Genomic DNA, 20,523 nt, shown 5'->3' on the forward strand with positions numbered 1-20,523 from the left:
CGATCGCGTGGCGCAGCCCCTAGCCGAGATCAGGCCGTTTCGGTGATCGGGCGGTCGACCCAGCTCATCATGCCGCGCAGCTTGCGGCCGGTGACCTCGATGGGGTGGTTGGCGCCCTGCTCGCGGTACTTGGTCAGCAGCGGGCGGCCGTTGTCGTCGTCCTCGATCAGCTGGCGGGTGAACTCCCCGGACTGGATGTCGGCGAGGATCCGCTTCATCTCCGCCTTGGTCTCCGCGTTGATCACCCGCGGACCGCTGACGTAGTCGCCGAACTCGGCGGTGTCCGAGACGCTGTACCGCATCCGGGAGATGCCGCCCTCGTACATCAGGTCGACGATCAGCTTGAGCTCGTGCAGGCACTCGAAGTACGCGATCTCGGGAGCGTAGCCCGCCTCGGTGAGCACCTCGAAGCCGGTCTGCACCAGCGCCGCGGTGCCGCCGCAGAGCACGGCCTGCTCGCCGAACAGGTCGGTCTCGGTCTCCTCCTTGAAGGTGGTCTTGATGACGCCGGCGCGCGCGCCGCCGATCGCCTTCGCGTAGGAGAGCGCGAGCGCGAGGCCCTCGCCGGTCGGGTCCTGCTCGACGGCCACCAGGCACGGCACGCCCTTGCCGTCCACGTACTGGCGGCGGACGAGGTGCCCGGGGCCCTTGGGCGCCACCATGGCGACGGTCACGTCGGCCGGGGGCTTGATGAGCTCGAACCGGATGTTGAGGCCGTGGCCGAAGAAGAGGGCCTTGCCGGCGCTCAGGTTCGGGGCGATCGACTCGGCGTAGATCTTGCGCTGCGCGGTGTCCGGCGCGAGCACCATGATCACGTCGGCCCAGGCGGACGCCTCGGCCGGGGTCTTGACCTCGAGGCCCTGCTCCTCCGCCTTGGCCCGGCTCTTCGAGCCCTCCTGCAGACCGACGACCACCTCGACGCCCGAGTCACGCAGCGACAGCGAGTGCGCGTGGCCCTGGCTGCCGTAGCCGATCACGGCGACCTTCTTGCCCTGGATGATCGACAGGTCGGCGTCGTCGTCGTAGAAAACTTCCGCGGTCATTACTTACCTCTCGAAATGCCTTTAGTCCGGTTAAGGGTGGCGGCGGGGTGGTTGGACGGGCTTCTGTTAGGCGGCGCGGAGCGCCGGGCCGGTCGTGATGGAGCGGGACCCGCGGCCGATGGCCACCAGGCCCGACTGCACCATCTCTTTGATGCCGTACGGCTCGAGGTCGCGCAGCAACGCGTCCAGTTTGTCGGGGTTACCCGTCGCCTCGATGGTGAGGGTGTCCGGAGCGACGTCGATCACCTTCGCCCGGAACAGCTCGACCGTCTCGAGGACCTGGCTTCGCTGCGCGCGATCGGCACGCACCTTGACCAGCAGAAGCTCCCGCTGGACCGACTGCTGCGGGTCCAGCTCCACGATCTTCAGGACGTTCACCAGCTTGTTGAGCTGCTTGGTCACCTGCTCCAGGGGTGAGGAGTCGGCGTTGACCACGATCGTGATGCGGCTGACGTCCGGGTTCTCCGTCTCGCCCACCGCCAGGGAGTCGATGTTGAAGCTGCGCCGGGAGAAGAGCCCACTCACCCGGGCGAGCACGCCGGGCTTGTTCTCGACCAGCACGGACAGCGTGTGCTTGTTCATTACAGGTCGTCCTCGTCGAAGTTGGGGCGCACGTCCCGGGCGAACATGATCTCGTCGTTGCTGGTGCCGGCCGCGACCATGGGCCACACCATGGCGTCCTTGCCGACCGTGAAGTCGATGACCACCGGCGCATCGTTGATCTCCATGGCCTGCTTGATGATCTTGTCGACATCGGCCTTGGATTCGCAGCGCAGGCCCACGCACCCCAGCGCCTCGGCCAGCTTCACGAAGTCGGGGATGCGGTGCTTGTGGGTGCCCAGCTCGGTGTTGGAGTAGCGGCCGTCGTAGAACAGCGTCTGCCACTGCCGGACCATGCCGAGGTTGCCGTTGTTGATGATCGCGATCTTGACCGGGATGCCCTCGAGCGCGCAGGTCGCGAGCTCCTGGTTGGTCATCTGGAAGCAGCCGTCGCCGTCGATCGCCCAGACCGCCGTGTCGGGCTGGCCCACCTTGGCGCCCATCGCGGCCGGCACGGCGTAGCCCATCGTGCCGGCGCCGCCCGAGTTCAGCCAGGTGCCGGGCTTCTCGTACTTGATGAACTGCGACGCCCACATCTGGTGCTGCCCGACGCCGGCCACGTAGATCGCGTCCGGGCCGACCAGCTCGCCGATCCGCTCGATCACGTACTGCGGGGCGAGCGAGCCGTCCTCCGGCTCCTCGTAGCCCAGCGGGTAGCGCTCGCGCAGCTCGTTCAGCGTGGCCCACCACGACTCGTACTGGGCGGCGCCGCCGGCCGTGGCCGAGACCGCCGCGATCAGCTCGTCGATGACGTGCCGCGCGTCGCCCACGATCGGGACGTCGGCGTGCCGGTTCTTGCCGATCTCGGCCGGGTCGATGTCGGCGTGCACGACCTTGGCGTCCGGGGCGAACGAGTCCAGCTTGCCGGTGACCCGGTCGTCGAAGCGGGCGCCCAGGGTGATCAGCAGGTCGGACTTCTGGAGCGCGTAGACCGCCGGAACCGTGCCGTGCATGCCGGGCATGCCCAGGTGCTGCGGGTGCGAGTCGGGGAACGAGCCGAGCGCCATCAGCGTGGTGATGACCGGGATGCCGGTGAGCTCGGCCAGCTTGCGCAGCCCGTCGGTGGCGCCGGCCTTGAGCACGCCGCCGCCGACGTACAGAACCGGGCGCCGGGCCTGGGCGATCAGCCGGGCCGCCTCGCGGATCTGCTTGCCGTGCGGGTGCAGGGTGGGCCGGTAGCCGGGCAGGTCGAGCGTCGGCGGCCAGGAGAACGTGGTCTGCGCCTGCAGCACGTCCTTGGGGACGTCGACCAGGACCGGGCCGGGCCGGCCGGTGAGCGCGAGGTGGAACGCCTCGGCCAGGATCCGCGGCAGTTCCTCGGCGTTCTGCACCAGGAAGTTGTGCTTGGTGATCGGCAGCGTGATGCCCTGGATGTCCGCCTCCTGGAAGGCGTCCGTGCCGATCGCGGGCCGGGCCACCTGGCCGGTGATCGCGACGATCGGCACCGAGTCCATGTACGCGTCCGCGATCGGCGTGACCAGGTTGGTCGCCCCCGGGCCGCTGGTCGCGATGCAGACGCCGACCTTGCCGGTGGCCTGCGCGTAGCCCGTCGCCGCGTGGCCCGCGCCCTGCTCGTGACGCACCAGGATGTGCCGCACCTTCGAGTCGTACAGCGGGTCGTACGCCGGCAGGATCGCCCCGCCGGGAATGCCGAACGCGACCTCGACCCCGAGCGCCTCGAGCGACCGAACGAGAGCGCCGGCCCCGGAGGTGGGCACCGGGGAGGCTACGGCCGGCGTAGCGGTGGCCGCCGCGACGGTGGCCGGGTTGGCTCGGTTAGCGAGAGTCTCGGGAGTGGGTCTCGTCATGGCTTATCGAACCTTCTCGGGATGGTCGTTCCGGTACTTGAGCAACAAAAAAGGCCCTCGTGCCTGAAGCACGGGACCTAGCGCACTCTCCGATAGTCGAGGAGTGCGCTCACATAAGTACTCGGGACGCGAAGCACATGCGCCTAAGGTTGCCCCATCTCACTCGGCGAGTCAACTGATCCCACATTTTGATCACCCACGAGTGCCCCGAACGCGGGATCGGTCGGCAGAACGGCCCTGAGCTGCTTCATTCCGGGCCCGAGCGTCACCACCTGGCTGCGCGGCGCGCCACTCACCGGCGGGTCGTTGCGCGGCACCGGCATCGGGCGCGGTGAGCCCGTCCGGAGGCTGTCGAGTTGCGCCTCGAGGTGCTCGGCCGGCACGCCCCAGCCGAACAGCGACCCCTGGCCGAGCCGGCAGCCGGCCTCCTCGACCACGGCCCGCTGCCCCGGGGTGCCGATGCCCTCGGCGAGCACCTCCAGACCCAGCCGGTGTCCCAGGCGCACAACGACGTCGACGAGCGGGGCGGCCGTGCCCGTACGCGATTCCGGCTCCGCCACCAGCGCGTGGTCGATCTTGAGGATGTCGACCGGCATCGTCCGCAGCTGCCCCAGCGACGAATACCCGGCGCCGAAGTCGTCGAGCGCGATCCGTACGCCGGTGGCCCTCAGCTCCGCGAGCCGGCTGACCAGCTCCTCCATGTCGGTGGCCACCGCGTGCTCGGTCACCTCGAGCACCAGCCGCTGGGCCGGCACCCCGTGCTCGGCCAGCACGTCAGCCACCTGGCCGGCGTAGTCGGCGGCGTGCAGCTCCTTGGGCGACAGGTTGACCGAGACCCAGACGTCGTGCCCCTTGGCCAGCCAGTCGGCGAGCTGCTTGCAGGCCTGGGCGAGCACCCACGACCCGATCCGGGTGATCAGGCCGGACTCCTCGGCGACCGGGATGAACTCGTCCGGCCGGACCGCGCCGAGCGTCGGGTGGTGCCAGCGCAGCAGCGCCTCGGCGCCGACCAGCCGCATCGAGGGCAGCGCCACCACCGGCTGGAAGACCAGCCGGAACTGCTCGCGGTCGATCGCGTGGCGCAGTTCGCTCTCCAGCGTGCCGCGGCGGCGCAGCAGCTCGTCGTAACGGGCCTGATAGCGCTCGACCCGGTTCTTGCCGCGCTGCTTGGCGTAGCGCAACGCCAGGTCGGCGTCGCGGATGAGCTCGCCGGTGTCGGCCACGCCGAGGCTGGCGGAGAGGAACACCGAGCCGCCGTCGACCTCGTACGGCTCGCCCAGCACCGCCAGCAGCCGGTGCGCGGTGAGCATCGCCTCGTCGGCCGTGCCGTGCATGAGCACCGCGAACTCGTCGCCGCCCAGCCGCGCCGCCACGTCCCCGTCGAGCAGGTTGCGCCGCAGCCGCTCGCCGACCTCGGCCAGCACCGCGTCGCCGACGTCGTGGCCGCGCATGTCGTTGACCGTCTTGAAGCCGTCGAGGTCGATGCCGACCAGCACGAGCGGCTCGTCGGGGCACTTGCAGTCGCGCAGCGCCCGCTGCAGGCCGCGCCGGTTGGCCAGCCGGGTGAGCGGGTCGGTGTGCGCGAGCTCGCGGAAGTGCGCCTCGCTCTGCCGCAGCTTGAGGGTGAACCGCCGGACGTCGCCGAGCGCCAGATATTGCCGGCCGACCAGCGCGAAGCCCTCGACGCTGGCGCCGAGGAACGCGTAGAAGCCGAAGACGCCGCCGCGGGACAGGTGCATGCCCAGCGCGAGGACCATCGCCACCATCGGGACCACCGCGTACGCCGTGCCGCGCTCGCTCAGATCGCCGATCACCTCGACCGGCTGGTCGGCGGCCCTCACCGCGTGGGCGATCAGGAACAGCCCGACCGGCAGCAGCAGCGAGCCGCTCAGCACCCAGCTGTCGTGGCCCTGGCAGATGCCGCCGCCGATGGCGATCGCGGCGGTGGCCACGACCGTCACCCCGGCGGCCACCCGGACTGTGGTCAGCCGCGGCCGATGGGCGTGCAGGGCGAGCACGATGGTCAGCCCCAGCGAGATGCACAACAGCGCCGTCGGGATCAGCAGCGACGCGCACGCCATCGGGGCGGAATCGCCGAGGAGGCTGGTCGGCTCGGTCAGCAGCACCCAGCCGACGAACCAGACGGCGGCCGCCATCACCAGGCCGTCGAGCAGATGGCGTACGGCCGCGCCCGGGCTCTCGGCCGCGCCCGGCAGCATGGCGGTGCCGACCAGCAGGGCGAGCGTGCCGAGCCCGGTGCCGATGCCCACGGCCGAGCCGAGGCCGATCCGCGGCGGCGACGCGTCGCTGATCAGGGCGCTCAGGGCACCGGCCAGCGCCGCCGCGGTGACGACCGCGCCACCGAGGGCGAGCATGAGGTGGGCCCGGCGGGCCGCGCCGGTGTGCTTGCGGCCCGAATTGCCCAGCACGGCCACCGCCGGGACGGTGACCAGAAGGCCCACGACCCCGGCAAGCTCCACGCCGGACGGTGATTGCACGGAAACACTGTGCCGGATCTCGATGTGTTTGGGCACCCCTCAAAATCCCGAGTCGTGGACGCCACTGGCATTTTCGTCGGACCACGGTGGCACTATGAGGGGATGCCTGACCTGCGTTCCCGGACCTCGACCCACGGGCGGACCATGGCCGGCGCGCGTGCCCTCTGGCGCGCCACCGGGATGACCGACGACGACTTCGGCAAGCCCATCGTGGCGATTGCCAACAGCTACACCCAGTTCGTCCCAGGTCACGTACACCTCAAGGACCTCGGCGGGATCGTCGCCGACGCGATCGCCGAGGCCGGGGGCGTCGGGCGCGAGTTCAACACCATCGCCGTGGACGACGGCATCGCGATGGGCCACGGCGGCATGCTCTATTCGCTGCCCAGCCGCGAGTTGATCGCCGACGCGGTGGAGTACATGGTGAACGCGCACTGCGCCGACGCCCTGGTCTGCATCTCGAACTGCGACAAGATCACCCCCGGCATGCTGATCGCCGCCCTGCGGCTCAACATCCCGACGGTCTTCGTCTCCGGCGGCCCGATGGAGGCCGGCAAGACGGTCGCCATCGAGGGCATCGTGCACGAGAAACTCGACCTGATCGACGCGATGAGCGCGAGCGCCAACGAGGCGGTCACCGACGAGCAGCTCGGCGCCATCGAGCGCTCGGCCTGCCCGACCTGCGGTTCCTGCTCCGGCATGTTCACCGCCAACTCGATGAACTGCCTGACCGAGGCGATCGGCCTGGCCCTGCCCGGCAACGGCTCGACGCTGGCGACGCACGCCTCCCGCCGCGCCCTGTTCGAGCAGGCCGGAAAGCTGATCGTCGAGATCGCCAAGGACTACTACGAGAAGAACGACGAGTCGGTCCTGCCGCGCAGCATCGCCAGCCGCTCCGCTTTCGAGAACGCGGTGGCCCTCGACGTGGCCATGGGCGGCTCGACCAACACGGTGCTGCACCTGCTGGCCGCGGCCCGCGAGGCCGAGCTCGACTTCAGCGTGGCCGACATCGACGCGATCTCCCGCCGGGTGCCGTGTTTGTCCAAGGTCGCACCGAACAGCGTGAAGTACCACATGGAGGACGTGCACCGCGCCGGCGGCATCCCCGCCCTCCTCGGCGAGCTCCACCGCGGCGGCGCGTTGCGCGACGACGTGCGCGCGGTCCACTCGCCCGACCTGTCCGGCTGGCTCGACAAATGGGACATCCGGGGCGGCCAACCCTCGGCAGAGGCGCTCGAGCTCTTCCACGCGGCCCCCGGCGGCGTCCGCACCACCCAGCCGTTCAGCACCGAAAATCGCTGGGCGACCCTCGACACCGACGGCGAGAACGGCTGCATCCGGTCGGTCGACCACGCGTACACGGTCGACGGCGGCCTCGCGATCCTCTTCGGCAACCTCGCCCCCGACGGCTGCGTGGTCAAGACCGCCGGCGTCGACGAGAGCCTGTGGAAGTTCACCGGCCCCGCTCGCGTCTTCGAGTCGCAGGACGCCGCCGTCGAGGGCATCCTCGGCAAGCAGGTGGTCGAGGGCGACGTCGTGGTGATCCGCTACGAGGGCCCGCGCGGCGGCCCCGGCATGCAGGAGATGCTCTACCCCACGAGCTTCCTGAAGGGCCGCGGCCTCGGCAAGGCGTGCGCGCTGATCACCGACGGCCGCTTCTCCGGCGGCACGAGCGGCCTCTCGATCGGCCACGTCTCCCCCGAGGCGGCGTCCGGCGGCCTCATCGCCCTGGTCGAGACCGGCGACGAGATCACCATCGACATCCCCGGCCGCAGCATCACCCTCAACGTCGACGACGAGACCCTGGCCCAGCGACGCCACGAGCAGGAGCGCCGCCCGAAGCCCTACACGCCCACCGACCGCACCCGCCCGATTTCAGCGGCCCTGCGGGCCTACGCGTCCATGGCCACGAGCGCTAGCGACGGCGCCTACCGCCGCGTTCCCGAATAACCCCATATCGTACGTCTTAGCGAAGGGTTCCCTGGGCCACGCACCAGCTAGGTGCGTGGCCCAGACCGTCGGCCGCTTCCGGCCGAGTCGGTCATCATCGTCAGACGTTCCAGCGTCGCGGTCATGACGCCCCCCAGGTCGAGGCCCTCCGGGCTGGTGATCCACTGCTCCCAGGCGACCTTGAACACCGCGATCCCCGCCTCCGCGCCCAGGCTGGCGTCCTCCGCCGGAACCCCGCGCCGGCGGAGGCCCTCACTCAGCGCCGTGGCGATCGTCGCCATCTTGATGAGCTCGCGTTCGCGCAGCTCCGCGTTCGCCTCGATGAGCGCCTGACGCCGCCGCGAGAACGCCGGATCGCGGCTCAGCACGACCGCCGCCGCGTCCAGCGCCGCCGCCACCGCGCGCATCGGCCCCTCGCTCGCCGGCGCCGCGTCCAGCGCCTCCACCATGTGCGCCAGCAGCATCTCCGACCCCGCGAAGAGCACCTCGCGCTTGTCCGCGTAGTGCCGGAAGAACGTGCGCGCGGTCAGCCCCGCCTCCGCCGCGATGTCGGCCACCGTCGTCTGCTCGTAGCCACGCTCGCCGTACAGCCTCATCGCGGCCTCCCGCAGGCGGCCCGCCGCGTCACCCTCCCACCTTCCCACCACCATGATTCTAGTCATGTCACACCATGACATCATCGTGCTAGCGTGGGTGATGTCAGCAAGTGACATCACTGGAGGTTCGACATGCGCGTCTTCGTCACCGGCGCATCCGGCTGGATCGGCTCACCCACCGTCGCCGAGCTGCTCAAGGCCGGCCACCAGGTCGTCGGCCTGGCCCGCTCCGACGCGTCCGCCGCCAAGGTGGCCGCGCTCGGCGCCGAGGTCCGCCGCGGCGACCTGGACGACCTCGACGGCCTGCGCGCCGCCGCGGCCGACTCCGACGGCGTCATCCACCTGGGCTACAAGCACGGCGATTTCTCCCCCGCGGGCATGGCGGCGGCGGCCGAGACCGACCGGGCCGTCATCGACACCGTCGGCGACGCCCTCGAGGGCACCGGCAAGCCGTTCCTGATCGCCTCGGGCGTGATCGGCGTCGTCGACGGACGCGCCGCCACCGAGAACGACCGCCCCGACGCCGGCATCCACCCCCGGGTCGCCAACGCGGCCGCCACGCTGGCCCTCGCCGACCGCGGCGTGCGGTCGGCGGTGGTCCGGTTCGCCCCCACCGTGCACGGCCACGGCGACTACGGCTTCATGTCCGCGCTGGTCGGCATCGCCCGGCGCGCCGGCGTGAGCGGCTACCCGGGCGACGGCAGCAACCGCTGGCCGGCCGTCCACGTGCTCGACGCCGCCGCCCTGCTCCGGCTCGTCGTCGAGCAGGCGACCCCCGGCTCGATCTGGCACGCGATCGCCGAGGAGGGCGTCACCACCCGGGAGATCGCCGAGGCCATCGGCCGCGCGACCGACCTCCCGGTGAAGCCCGTCCCCGCCGAGCAGTTCGAGTGGCTGTCCGGCTTCTTCGCGATGGATCTCCCGATCACCAGCGAGATCACCCGGCAGACCCTCGGCTGGGAACCTACCCACCCCGGCCTCATCGAGGACCTCGACGCCGGCGCGTACCCGGCCTAGAAAGGCCACCCGGCAACCTGGCGGCACGATGCATCGTTGCGAATAGGTGGGATCAACCGAGTCATCGCAGCTCAGTCACCGCCAGATCCTCGAGGTGCTCGCCGGCCTGATGCTCGGCATGTTCCTCGCGGCGCTCGACCAGACGATCGTGGCGTCGGCGATCCGCACTATCGGCGACGACCTGCACGGCCTGTCGATGCAGGCGTGGGTCACCACCGCGTACCTGATCACCGCGACCATCTCGACCCCGCTGTACGGCAAGCTCTCCGACATCTACGGCCGTAAGCGGTTCTTCCTGGCCGCCATCACCATCTTCGTGCTCGGCTCGGCAGCCTGCTCGTTCGCCACCTCGATGTACCTGCTGGCGGGCTGCCGGGCCGTGCAGGGCCTGGGCGCGGGCGGCCTGTTCTCGCTGGCCCTGGCCATCATCGCGGACGTCGTGCCGGCCCGCGACCGACCGCGCTACCAGGGCTACTTCCTGGCCGTCTTCGGCATGTCCAGCGTGCTCGGCCCGGTGATCGGCGGCTTCTTCGCCGGCACCGACGAGATCCTCGGCATCGCCGGCTGGCGCTGGGTCTTCCTGGTGAACGTGCCGATCGGCGCGGTCGCCCTGCTCGTGGTGGCCAGGGTCCTGCGCCTGCCGCACCACCGCCGCGACCACCGCATCGACTGGTGGGGCGCGGTCACCATCTGCGTCTGCCTGGTGCCCCTGCTCACCGTCGCCGAGCAGGGCCGCAGCTGGGGCTGGGCGTCCGCCGGTTCGCTGATCTGCTACGCCGTCGGCGCTTTCGGCCTGGTCATGTTCCTGCTCACCGAGGCCGTGATGGGCGAGGAGGCGCTGATCCCGCTGCGGTTCTTCCGCAACCCGACCTTCGCCCTGACCTCGGCCGGCGGCTTCGTCATCGGCATGGGCATGTTCGGCGGCCTCGCGCTACTTCCCCTCTACCTCCAGATCGTCCGCGGCGCGACCCCCACCGAGTCGGGCTTGCAGCTCCTGCCCCTGACCGCCGGCATCATGCTCGGCTCGCTCGTCTCCGGCCAGCTCATCAGCCGAACCGGCCAGTACAAGCCGTACCCCATCGCCGGGGCGTCCCTGATGGTCGTGGGCCTGGCGATGCTGTCCTTCCTCGGCGTCGACACCCCCTTCTGGCGTACGGGATTATTTATGGCCGTTTTTGGTCTTGGTCTTGGTTTTGTGCTCCAGCCGATCACGCTGGCCGTGCAGAACGCCATGGCCCCTTCGGAAATCGGCGTCGCCACCGCGTCCGCGACGTTCTTCCGCCAGATGGGCGCGACGGCCGGCACCGCGATCTTCCTGTCCATCCTGTTCGCCACCGTCGGCGACCGAATAGCCGACGCCTACCGCGCCTCTTCCGTGCCGACCGTCAGACCATCCTCATTGGACGACACGTCTTTCCTCAGCCACGTATCGCCGGCCGTGGCACGCCCGTTCCAGGCAGGCTTCTCGACGGCGATGGACCACATCTTCCTGATCGCCGCCGCCGTCCTGGTCGTCGCGTTCGTGCTGTTCCTGTTTTTGCCGCAGGTCCCGCTGCGCGCCCAGTCAGGCATGGCGGCCCGCGAGTCGGCGGCCCCGGAACCGCCCGCCGCCGCCCCGGAACCACCCGCCGCCGCGCCTGGCTCGGGCGGCACGCCTGGCTCGGGCGGCACGCCTGGCTCGGGCGGCACGCCTGGCTCGGGCGGCACGCCTGGCTCGGCTGCCGCCAGCTCGGCCAACGCGCCTGGATCGGCCGACGCCACGGCCACCCCCGCCCGTTTGGGTGGGGCAAGTGAAGCACCCGGGTACGACATTTCTTCGCCGTCGTCCACAGGCGGATTCGAGCACACCCACGCCGAGCCCAGACTTCCCGCGGCGGAGCCCGCCGCCTTCGCAGCAGGAGCGAGCAACGTGCCAGCAGACCACAAGCCCAGCCCCACACCCGCCGGGCCGGCACCCGCAACGCCAGCCGGGACGGCGACCGGGCCGACGACCGCGGCGACCGCCGGCCCGGCGATCGCGACGACCGCCGGGCCGGTGATCAGCGGGCGCGTCGACGGGCCCGACGGCAACCCGCTGAGCGGCGCCACCGTCACGGTCGCCGAGTTCGCCGGTGGCCAGATCGCCCACGCCACGACGGCCCGCGACGGCGAGTTCCGGCTGTCGCTGCCGACCGGAGGCGCCTTCATGCTGATCTGCGCCGCCGACGACCACCAGCCCGCCGCCGTCCTGGTCAACGCCGGCGTCGGTGAGATCCGCAGGGTGCTCTCCTTGGCCGGCGCCGGCCGCATCGAAGGGCGCATCACCGACCGCCAGTCCCGCCCGGTCCCGAACGCTGCCGTCACCCTCACCGACCTCGCCGGCACAGTCGTGGCCACCGCGACCACCACCGCCGACGGGCGCTACCGGCTGTCCGGCCTCGACCAGGCCGACTACATGCTGACCGCCACCGCCGAGCACGCCCGGCCCGCGACCCGCATCATCTCGCCCGGCCGTTCCCGGCAGGCCGACCTGGTCCTCACGATCGGCACGACGCTGACCGGCGTGGTCCGCGCCGCCCGCTCCGGCCGGCCGATCCCCGAGGCCTCGGTGATGGCGGTCGACCAAACCGGCGAGGTCGCCGGCTCGACCACCACCGACCACGAGGGCCGCTACGAGCTACGCGACCTCCCGCCGGGCGTTTACACGGTCGCGGCGAGCGGCCACGCCCCGGTCGCCAGCCGAGTCACTCTCTCGGGCGAGCACATCGGTCACGACATCCTGCTCGGCGCGTCCCCCGTTCCGACCGGATCGCCGACCTAGAACCTCGTATACAGCCAGCCCCAGCCTGACCACCGCCGTCAGCACTTCCACCGTCTCCACCCACATCGGAGCGCTCCTTCCGCTGTCCGTTCCGATGTGCTCGAATCTGGGACAGGACACCGTCTGGATCGTCGGGATCCAGACCCGCCGGACAACCGGACAACCCGATGCGTGACGAGCTACGACGCCTCCATCGAGCCGCCGGCGCGCCCTCGAAGAGCGCGCTCAAGGCGCACGCCGACGCCGCGGGCCATCACGTGGCCGAGTCGACCCTGATCGGGCTGATCTCTTCGACCGCGAAGGGGCATCCGCGGCGGGCGACCGTGGAAGCCTTCGTCGACGCCTGCCTCCGCTACGCGGCGAGGCACGGCCACTGGCTGTCGGATGAGGACCGCGACCGGTTGCGCTGGATAGCGCTGTTCGAGGGCACCTCACCAGCCGCATCCGCGGAGGGCGGCTTCGCCGAGGCGCGCGCCGCCTATCTCGGCCGGCTTCACGAACGTTTCGGCCGAGTCGACACCGAGACGCTGCTTCCGCTGACCGAGCAGGAGTTGCCACCGCCGATCCGGCTGCGGGAGCTCTTCGTCCCGCAATACGTCCGCGCCGATCCCCCGCCGCTGGAACTGCCGCGCGGCCTCCTGCGCCAGCTTCTTGACTCTCATGAGATCGACCCGGAGGAACTTCCCGCGGATTTCGACCAGGAGCGCCTCAGGCGGACCCGGGCGGCCTACCGCGAGCGCCCCGCCCGTCCGGTGCTGAAGGCACTCGACGGACCGGCGGGCCGCCGCACGGTCGTGCTGGGCGATCCCGGGGCGGGCAAGTCGACGCTCGCCCGCTATGTGGCGCTGGCTGCGGCCGAGGTCGACGGCGCTCTGCCGATCCTCATCGAGTTGCGCGCCTACGCCGCCGACACCGCCGAGACGTTCCTCGACCTGATCGATCGCCGACACCACCAGGACGGGCTCGGCCTGCCCGGAACGCTGCTGGAGAAGTACCTCCGAGGCGGCGGGCCGGCTCTGGTCGTCTTCGACGGCCTCGACGAGATCTTCGACCTGGCGCTACGACGGGAGGTCACCGACCGGATCACCGGCTTCGCGGCCCGCTACCCGCAGATCCGCGTCCTGGTGACCTCCCGGGTGATCGGCTATCGGCGGACGGCGTTCGACGCCGCCGGGTTCCAGCACCTCATGCTGCAAGACTTCGACGACCGCCAGGTGGAGGACTTCGCGCGACGCTGGTACGAGATGGCCTGCCCGCACGATCGCGCCGAGGCGGCGCGCCTGGCCGACCGCCTCCGCCGCGGCGTCCATGCCGCACGTCCGGTCCGAGAATTGGCGGGCAACCCGCTGCTGCTCACCATCCTTGCCGTCATCGCACGGCGGACCGAGCTGCCCCGCGACCGCCGCACGGCCTACGAGCACGCCGTGACGGTGCTGGTCGAGCACTGGGAGGTGGACAAGTCGCTCGTCGCGGCCGACGCCGTGCCGGGACGGGAGGAGAAGCTGGAGCTGCTCCGGCTCATCGCCCGTTCGATGCTGTCCGCGACATCGGGCCCGGCCGGCAACCACATCGCCGGTCGCGCCCTGACCGACCACGTACGCGCCTATCTGTCCGACACGCTCGGTCTGCCAGTCGCCGAGGCCCGGAAGGCCGCGCGGAACCTCCTCGACCAGCTGCGGACGAGGAACTTCATCCTCAGCCATTTCGGCGGAGAGGTGTACGGCTTCGTCCATCGGGCCTTCCTCGAGTACCTCGCCGCCGCCGACATCGTGGCCCGCTTCGACGACCGCGTCCTGTCGGAGGAGGACTTTCTCGGCGTGTTCGGAGCCCACTGGCGTGATCCGGCCTGGCACGAAGTCCTGTTGCTGGTGACCGGCATGAAGGAGAGCTTCGCCGACCGGATCATCGACTATCTGCTGGACCAGGAGTCGGACTGGTTCCACCGCCGGGACGGGATCCCGCACCACCTCTTGCTCGCGATCCGCTGCCTCGGCGAGATCCGCAGAATCGGACGGCTGACCGCGCAGAGCGAGAGGATCGCCGGCGTCATCGCGCGCCTCCTGGAGGCTGCCGTCCGGCAGACGCAGCATCGGAGGGAGGGTCTCGACTCCGTGGTGGAGAGGACCGCTTCGCCGGTGCTCACCGCTCTCGGCGCGAACTGGCCGGGGCGGCACCGCTACCGCGACTGGTATCTGGCCCGGGGGCGTTTCCTCGGCGAGATCAGCGAGAGCGACTACGGCAACTCCGTCGTGCCGGTCGCCGCCCGTATCGGCGCCACGGTGCTCGCGGACGACGCCGACTTCCGCGGCGTGCTCCTGAGTCAGGCGCTGACCGCACAACAGGCGCACGCCCGGGTCGCGGCCGTCAATACCCTGGTCGCCACTTGGCCGGACGATGCCGACGTGCTGCGCCTGGTTCACGAGCAGGCCGTCCGGGATCCGAGCCCTCGAGTCCGGCGAGCCGCGGCCATGTCGCTCCTGAGGAGCAGGTCCGATAACCAGGTCACGGTCGGCCTGATCCGGGACCGGGCGAAACTCGATGCGAGCAAGCCCTATCGCTTCGCCGTGATTCAGGCTCTGGCAAACTTCGCGCGCGATGCTCCGGTCACTCGTCCCTTGTTCGTCGATCTCGCTCGCACCGATCCGGACGGGGAGATTCGTGGCCTCGCGCTCAGCCAGCTGGCGCGGTGCTGGCCGGACGATGACGAGGTTCGCCGGCTGGTGAGCGAGCGCGCGGTCGACGACAGCGATCCCGGTGTCCGTCGATCGGCGAAGCGGGATCTGACCCGCACGTGGCCCGGCCATCCGGAGATCCGGCCGATGATCGACGCGTTGGCCGACTCGTCCGACGGCAGCGAGCGTGTCATCGGGTTGACGGCTCTGGCTCGTAGCGGGTCGGATGCGCCCGGCATCCGGTCGCTCCTGCGCAAGCGTGCCGCCACCGACCCCGACTCCGGCGTTCGGCTGACCGCGTTCACCCTTCTTGTGGACCACTGGCCCGATGACCCGTCAACCGTGCCGACGCTCGTGGACGCGACCGACGACCCAGAGGTCGCGCCGCAGGCGATGCAGTTCCTCGTCAACCGGTGGCCCGGAGACCCCCGAGCGCTCGACGCCTTCGAGAAGCGGGTACGCCTGGACGATCGCGCGCACGTACGGTCGCTCGGGGCCGGGCATCTGGCGCGCGCGTTGATCCATCGGCCGGGCAACCGCACGCTGCTGGGACGGCTCGCCACGGAGGAGAACGATCAGGTTCGAGCCAGAGCGCTGAGCGGGCTGGCCATGGCCTGCCCCGACGATCCCGACATCCTCGACCTGCTGCGCCGGAGCCTCACCGATGCGCACCGGAAGACCCGGCAGGTGGCCGTGGCCGAGCTCGCGACCGGCTGGCCGGAGCGGCACCCCGATGTCTTCGAGCTGCTGCGGCGGTGTGCCCTGACGGACCCGGTGTCGGACGTTCGTGCCGCGGCCGTGCGCGCCGTGGCCGAAGGGCTGCCGGACGTGCCCGACATCGGCCGGTGGCTGCGGACCGTGGCCGAGAACGACTCGAGCGGCCGGGTCCGGGCGGCCGCGCTGGCGGCGTTGGCGCCGACCTGGCTGGCCGACGACACAGTGGCCGACCTCTTCCGCCGGGCCGCGACAGGCGAGAGCGACATACGTCCTCTCCGGGTCGCGGTGGCCGTCGTCGCGGATGTCTGGCGGGACGAACCCGGCACCCTGCCGATCGTGCATGCCCTGGTGCGCAGCAACCGAAATGCCGTTCGTGCGGTTGGCCTGCGATGCCTGGCGATCGGCTGGCGCGATCACCCCGACACCCTGCCGATCCTGCGGCAGCTCGCCGAATCGGACCGGGCCAAGTCCGTTCAGCGAGCCGCCGCGGCCGCGCTGGAGATCTATCCGATGTCGTTGAGGCAGCGCAGGACCGGCCGCGAGGTCAGGGCGACGGCGTCCAGCGACTGACCGGAGTGGACGGTGAAGGTCACCGACTCGCCGGGGAGCAGGGTCACGCCCGCCTTGTCGGTCTCGGCTGCCGGATCGAGGCGGTCGGGGTAGAGAGTGAGTGAGCGCAGGAGCGAGTCCGCCGTAACGGTGACCTTTGTGGACGTCCCTTCCTTGGCTACCGAGGTCGTGAAGGACGGCGATGGCCAAGGGATGTCCTTGTCCAGGGCGAAGAACCACGTGAGGCCGGAGTCGACGGCGATCAGCTCGGTGGTGGGGTCGCCGGGGGTGGTGATGTCGGCGGGGAGCGGGATCGTGGTGGCCGAGCCCGGCGCGACCGTCGCTTCCAGGACGGTCGCGGCCAGGATCTCACCGGCGAGGTTGCGGCGGGTCACCGTGGTTTCGACCGACCATGGCGTACGGCTGTCGTTGACCGCCACGAGTGCTGGGGCGCCGTCGGAGGTGAAGACCGTGCCCTGCGGGACGGGTGACACCGGGCCGCCGGGGGTCAACGGGGCGCCGGTGCGGGGCTGCAAGGTGAGCAGGCGGTCGGCGTAGGCGTCGCGCATCGCGTACCAGAGCGGCTTCTTGCGGCCGTCGCCGTCGACCGCGGCCCAGGAGGTCACGGGCCAGCAGTCGTTGAGCTGCCACATGATGCTGCCCATGCACAGCGGGCGCAGCGAGCGGAAGTGGCTGATGCCGAAGGCGACCGCCCGGGCCTGGTTGAGCTGGGTCAGGTAGTGCCAGTCGTCGAAGTCGCGCGGGGGAGGCATGTGGTTGTCGAGGCCGCGGGACAACTTCTGGTCGCCGCCGGCGGCCTTCTGGTGGGCCGCCATGCCGGGCGAGTCGGGAGCCAGCGGGCTGTCGGAGAGGGCGCGGCGAATCGTCGCGTACGCGGGTGGGGCCTGGAAGCCGAACTCGGCGACGAAGCGCGGGCGGTAGGCGGCGTACTTGGTGTAGTCGTCGGTGTTCCACACGTCCCAGATGTGGGTCGTGCCGAACGAGGGGTCGTTGGGGTGCCGCGAGGTGGTGCCGGAGTACGGGCTGCCGGGCCAGTACGGGCGGCCCGGGTCGAGCTCGGCCACGATGCGCGGCAGCAGCTCCAGGTAGTAGGCCAGACCCCAGGTGCGGCCGGCCAGGACCGGTTTCCAGTCCCAGTCCTCGTGGCCCCACAGGTTCTCGTTGTTGCCGGTCCACATGACCAGGCTCGGGTGCGAGCTGAGGCGCACCACGTTCTCGCGGGCCTCGGCCTCGATCTCGGAGGCGAAGGGCTCCTCCTCGGGGTACGCGGCGCATGCGAACAGGAAGTCCTGCCCGACCATGAAGCCCATCTCGTCGGCCAGGTCGTAGAAGTCCTCGGACTCGTAACGGCCGCCGCCCCAGACGCGCAAGTAGTTGACGTTGGCGTCGGCCGCCTGCCGGAAGCGCTGCTCGAGCCGGTCGCGGGTGACGCGGTTGTCGAAGACGTCGTCGGGGATCCAGTTGACGCCCTTCACGAAGACGGGCACGTCGTTGACGATCACGGTGAACGCGTCGTCGGTGTGGTCGACCCGCACGTCGCGGAAGCCGATCATGCGCGACCAGGAGTCGAGGGTGTCGCCGGAAGCGGACATGACGGCGACGTCCAGCGAGTACAGCGACGGCGATCCGTAGCCGCGCGGCCACCAGAGCGCCGGGTCGTCGACGGTGAGGATCAGCAGCGCCTCGATGCCGTCGACGGTGGCCTGGGCGCGGCGGCCGGCTACCGAGGCGGTGATGGTCACCGGCTCGACAGCCGCCCGCTCGAGCCGCACCCGCACTTCGACCCGGCCCGTCCCGTTCGAAACCGTCACCTGCGGCCGGACCTCGGCGAGCCGGGCGACCGACCAGCTGTGCAGGCCGATCGGCTGCCAGATGCCCGACGTGACCAGGATGGGTCCCCAGTCCCAGCCGAAGTTGCAGGCCTGCTTGCGGATGAAGTTGAACGGCTCGTCGTACGCGTTGGGCCGGTGCCCCAGACGACGTTGCTGCTCTTCGGCGTACGCGTAGGGACTGTTGAATTTGATCTTCAGGGTGTTGTCGCCGTCGCGGAGGAGCGGCCGCACGTCGAAGCGGTAGCTTCGGTGCATGTTGGCGGTCTGACCGACCTGCTCGCCGTTCAGCTCGATCGACGCGACCGTGTCGAGGCCGGCACAGACGAGATCGATCCGCGGAGCCCCGGGGACGTGCGTGAAGGAGCTGGAGTACGTCCACTCCGTGCGCCCGATCCAGGAAAGCTTCGATTCGTTCTCGTCCAGGTACGGGTCCTCGATGCGGCCGGCCGCGAGCAGATCGGTGTGCACGCACCCGGGCACGCTCGCCGGCAGCTCGCTCACATCGCCGCCGGAAAGGGTCCAGCCGTCGTGCAGAGGTCGGTAACTCATCAGCTCTTTACAGCACCTTCCATGATTCCCCGGACGATCTGCCGGCCGCCGATCAACAACAGAATGATCAACGGAACGGTAGCCGCGAAGGCACCCGCCAGCACACGGCGGTAGATCACATAGTTGCCGCTTGCCAGGTCGCTGAGGGCGACCATGGACGTGGGGAAGTCGGTGCCGTTCAGCGTGATCAGCGGCCACTGGAAGTCGTTCCAGGCCATCACGAAGGTCAGCAGCCCGAGCACGGCGAGCGCCGGCCGGATCGCGGGCAGCACGATGCTCCAGTACACGCGCATGGTCATCGCACCGTCGATGCGAGCGGATTCAACAAGCTCATCCGGTACGGCGTGCGCGATGAACTGCCTCATGTAGAAGACGCCGAACGCGCTGACCAGGCCGGGAGCGATGACCGCGAGCAGGGTGCCGTTCCAGCCGAGCTTGCCCATCAGGATGTACAGCGCCACGACGCCGAGCTGGTTGGGCACGGTCAGCGTGAGGATCACCACGAACATCAGCGCGTTGCGGGCCGGGAAGCGCAGCTTCGCGAAGGCGAACCCGGCCAGCGAGCAGAAGAACAGCGTCGCCGCGGTGATGACGCTGGACACGATCACGCTGTTGATCAGGGAGGCCGTGAAGTAGACCTCCTGCATCGTGAAGACCTCGTTGAGGTTCTTGAAGAGCTGGCTGCCCGGGATCACCGAAGGCGGGATCTGCGAGACGGCCGCGTCGGTGCTCGTCGCGATGACGAACATCCAGTACACGGGGAAGGCGGAGAGCAGCAGGACCGCGGTCAGCCCGAGGTACGTCTTCCAGCTGCCGCGGGTGTCCTGCGGCGCCCGGTTCACGAAGGTGGTCACCGGTCCCCTCCGATGCGCTTGGTGAGCAGGGCGTTGATGCCGGCGACGATCAGGATGATCAGGAAGAGCGCCCAGGACATCGCGGCCGCGTACCCGAGATTGAGGTCCTTCCAGCCGACCTTGTAGATCAGCTGGGCGATGGTCTGGAACTGGTGCGCCGAGCCGCCGGTCGCCGACTGCGGGTTCTGGTCGAACATCATCGGCTCGTTGAACAGCTGCAGCCCCCCGATGGTCGAAAGGATCACCGTGAACACCACGACCGGCTGGATCATGGGCACCGTGATCCGCCACAGCTGCCGCCACGGGCCGGCGCCGTCGACGGCGGCCGCCTCGTACACGTCCTTGGGGATCGCCTGCATGGCGGAGAGGTACAGCAACGCGTTGTAGCCGATCCACTTCCAGTTGACCATCGTGGCGATCGCGATCCAGCTGCTCCACTTCTCGGCCCGCCAGTCGAGCGGCGCCTCCTGACCGAAGCCGACCAGCGAGAGGAACCAGTTCGCCATGCCGTTGTCGCGGGCGAAGAAGACCGAGAAGACCAGCGTCGAGGCGACCACCGGCGTGAGGTACGGCAGCAGGATGCCGATCCGCCACCAGCTCTGCGCCCGCAGCTTGCGGTTGAGCAGGTTGGCGACGATCAGCGCGAGCAGCAGCTGCGGCACGGTCGACAGGATGAAGATGCCGAACGTGTTGACCAGCGCGTTCCAGAAGTCGGAGTCGCTGAGCAGCTTCGTGTAGTTGGCGAAGCCGGCCCAGCCGTCCTTGTCCGGTTCGTCGAGCCGCCAGGTGCGCAGCGACACGATCGCGTTGTAGATGATCGGGAACAGCCCGAAGATCGCGAACAGGATGAAGAACGGCGCGATGAAGACGTACGGGATGGTCTTGGTGTCGAACCGGTAGAGCCAGATCTTGAACTTGCTCGGCCGGACCGGCGGCGCCGCGTGCTGCGGCGACGGCCTGAGCTGGGTGAGGGACACGGCGCCACTCCTAGCTAAGGGCGGGGCGGCAAACGCCGCC

At 70.2% G+C, this 20,523-nt stretch carries 12 protein-coding genes; 4 read left to right on the forward strand and 8 right to left on the reverse strand.

Going from position 1 to position 20,523, the window contains the following annotated elements; translation table 11 throughout:
• Window positions 1–29 precede the first annotated feature (29 nt).
• From ilvC to ACQPZX_RS43485, 4 genes are all read right to left on the reverse strand, one after another.
• Window positions 30–1,043 (reverse strand): ketol-acid reductoisomerase, encoded by a 1,014-nt coding sequence (ilvC, locus tag ACQPZX_RS43470; protein ID WP_433369401.1) that lies wholly within the window; start codon window positions 1,041–1,043, stop codon window positions 30–32.
• Between the two features lie 66 nt (window positions 1,044–1,109).
• Window positions 1,110–1,625 (reverse strand): acetolactate synthase small subunit, encoded by a 516-nt coding sequence (gene ilvN, locus ACQPZX_RS43475; RefSeq protein ID WP_030436185.1) that lies wholly within the window; start codon window positions 1,623–1,625, stop codon window positions 1,110–1,112.
• Entirely contained in the window at window positions 1,625–3,451 is a 1,827-nt protein-coding gene (locus ACQPZX_RS43480) for an acetolactate synthase large subunit (RefSeq protein WP_433369403.1), read from the reverse strand. The genes ilvN and ACQPZX_RS43480 overlap by 1 nt, the downstream gene beginning before the upstream one ends.
• A gap of 143 nt (window positions 3,452–3,594) precedes the next feature.
• Complete coding sequence (locus ACQPZX_RS43485) at window positions 3,595–5,949, reverse strand: putative bifunctional diguanylate cyclase/phosphodiesterase (RefSeq protein WP_433369406.1); 2,355 nt, start codon at window positions 5,947–5,949, stop codon at window positions 3,595–3,597.
• A 102-nt stretch (window positions 5,950–6,051) separates the two neighbouring features.
• On the opposite strand from ACQPZX_RS43485, the gene ilvD reads away from it, so the two are divergent.
• Entirely contained in the window at window positions 6,052–7,899 is a 1,848-nt protein-coding gene (gene ilvD, locus ACQPZX_RS43490; protein ID WP_433369409.1) for a dihydroxy-acid dehydratase, read from the forward strand.
• 47 nt (window positions 7,900–7,946) lie between these two features.
• Here ilvD and ACQPZX_RS43495 read toward each other — a convergent pair whose 3' ends face one another.
• Window positions 7,947–8,561 (reverse strand): TetR/AcrR family transcriptional regulator, encoded by a 615-nt coding sequence (locus ACQPZX_RS43495; protein WP_433369412.1) that lies wholly within the window; start codon window positions 8,559–8,561, stop codon window positions 7,947–7,949.
• Window positions 8,562–8,627: 66 nt separating this feature from the next.
• Between ACQPZX_RS43495 and ACQPZX_RS43500 the strand changes: the two genes are divergently transcribed.
• From ACQPZX_RS43500 to ACQPZX_RS43510, 3 genes are all read left to right on the forward strand, one after another.
• Window positions 8,628–9,512 (forward strand): SDR family oxidoreductase, encoded by an 885-nt coding sequence (locus tag ACQPZX_RS43500; protein ID WP_433369415.1) that lies wholly within the window; start codon window positions 8,628–8,630, stop codon window positions 9,510–9,512.
• A gap of 46 nt (window positions 9,513–9,558) precedes the next feature.
• On the forward strand, window positions 9,559–12,312 hold the full coding sequence (locus ACQPZX_RS43505) for an MFS transporter (RefSeq protein WP_433369418.1): 2,754 nt from the start codon (window positions 9,559–9,561) through the stop codon (window positions 12,310–12,312).
• Between the two features lie 167 nt (window positions 12,313–12,479).
• On the forward strand, window positions 12,480–16,271 hold the full coding sequence (locus ACQPZX_RS43510; protein WP_433369421.1) for a HEAT repeat domain-containing protein: 3,792 nt from the start codon (window positions 12,480–12,482) through the stop codon (window positions 16,269–16,271).
• Here ACQPZX_RS43510 and ACQPZX_RS43515 read toward each other — a convergent pair.
• The 3 genes from ACQPZX_RS43515 to ACQPZX_RS43525 are packed head-to-tail and all read right to left on the reverse strand — an operon-like array spanning window position 16,205 to window position 20,483.
• Window positions 16,205–18,652, reverse strand: coding sequence for a glycoside hydrolase family 2 protein (locus ACQPZX_RS43515; protein ID WP_433369424.1), 2,448 nt, complete (start codon window positions 18,650–18,652; stop codon window positions 16,205–16,207). The genes ACQPZX_RS43510 and ACQPZX_RS43515 overlap by 67 nt on opposite strands.
• Complete coding sequence (locus ACQPZX_RS43520) at window positions 18,652–19,506, reverse strand: carbohydrate ABC transporter permease (RefSeq protein ID WP_433369427.1); 855 nt, start codon at window positions 19,504–19,506, stop codon at window positions 18,652–18,654. Before ACQPZX_RS43520 ends, ACQPZX_RS43515 begins: the two co-directional genes overlap by 1 nt.
• Window positions 19,503–20,483, reverse strand: a complete 981-nt coding sequence (locus tag ACQPZX_RS43525) for a carbohydrate ABC transporter permease (RefSeq protein ID WP_433369430.1) — start codon at window positions 20,481–20,483, stop codon at window positions 19,503–19,505. Before ACQPZX_RS43525 ends, ACQPZX_RS43520 begins: the two co-directional genes overlap by 4 nt.
• Window positions 20,484–20,523 lie beyond the last annotated feature (40 nt).

Origin of the sequence: Actinoplanes sp. CA-142083, from assembly GCF_050942195.1 — a bacterium.
In the GTDB taxonomy this organism is placed as follows: domain Bacteria; phylum Actinomycetota; class Actinomycetes; order Mycobacteriales; family Micromonosporaceae; genus Actinoplanes.

What these genes read in the sequence shown, in the direction of transcription:
- ilvC (WP_433369401.1), bottom strand. Translation starts at nt 1,043, where the DNA reads ATGACCGCGGAAGTTTTCTACGACGACGACGCCGACCTGTCGATCATC.
- ilvN (WP_030436185.1), bottom strand. Translation starts at nt 1,625, where the DNA reads ATGAACAAGCACACGCTGTCCGTGCTGGTCGAGAACAAGCCCGGCGTG.
- ACQPZX_RS43480 (WP_433369403.1), bottom strand. Translation starts at nt 3,451, where the DNA reads ATGACGAGACCCACTCCCGAGACTCTCGCTAACCGAGCCAACCCGGCC.
- ilvD (WP_433369409.1), top strand. Translation starts at nt 6,052, where the DNA reads ATGCCTGACCTGCGTTCCCGGACCTCGACCCACGGGCGGACCATGGCC.
- ACQPZX_RS43495 (WP_433369412.1), bottom strand. Translation starts at nt 8,561, where the DNA reads ATGACTAGAATCATGGTGGTGGGAAGGTGGGAGGGTGACGCGGCGGGC.
- ACQPZX_RS43500 (WP_433369415.1), top strand. Translation starts at nt 8,628, where the DNA reads ATGCGCGTCTTCGTCACCGGCGCATCCGGCTGGATCGGCTCACCCACC.
- ACQPZX_RS43510 (WP_433369421.1), top strand. Translation starts at nt 12,480, where the DNA reads ATGCGTGACGAGCTACGACGCCTCCATCGAGCCGCCGGCGCGCCCTCG.
- ACQPZX_RS43515 (WP_433369424.1), bottom strand. Translation starts at nt 18,652, where the DNA reads ATGAGTTACCGACCTCTGCACGACGGCTGGACCCTTTCCGGCGGCGAT.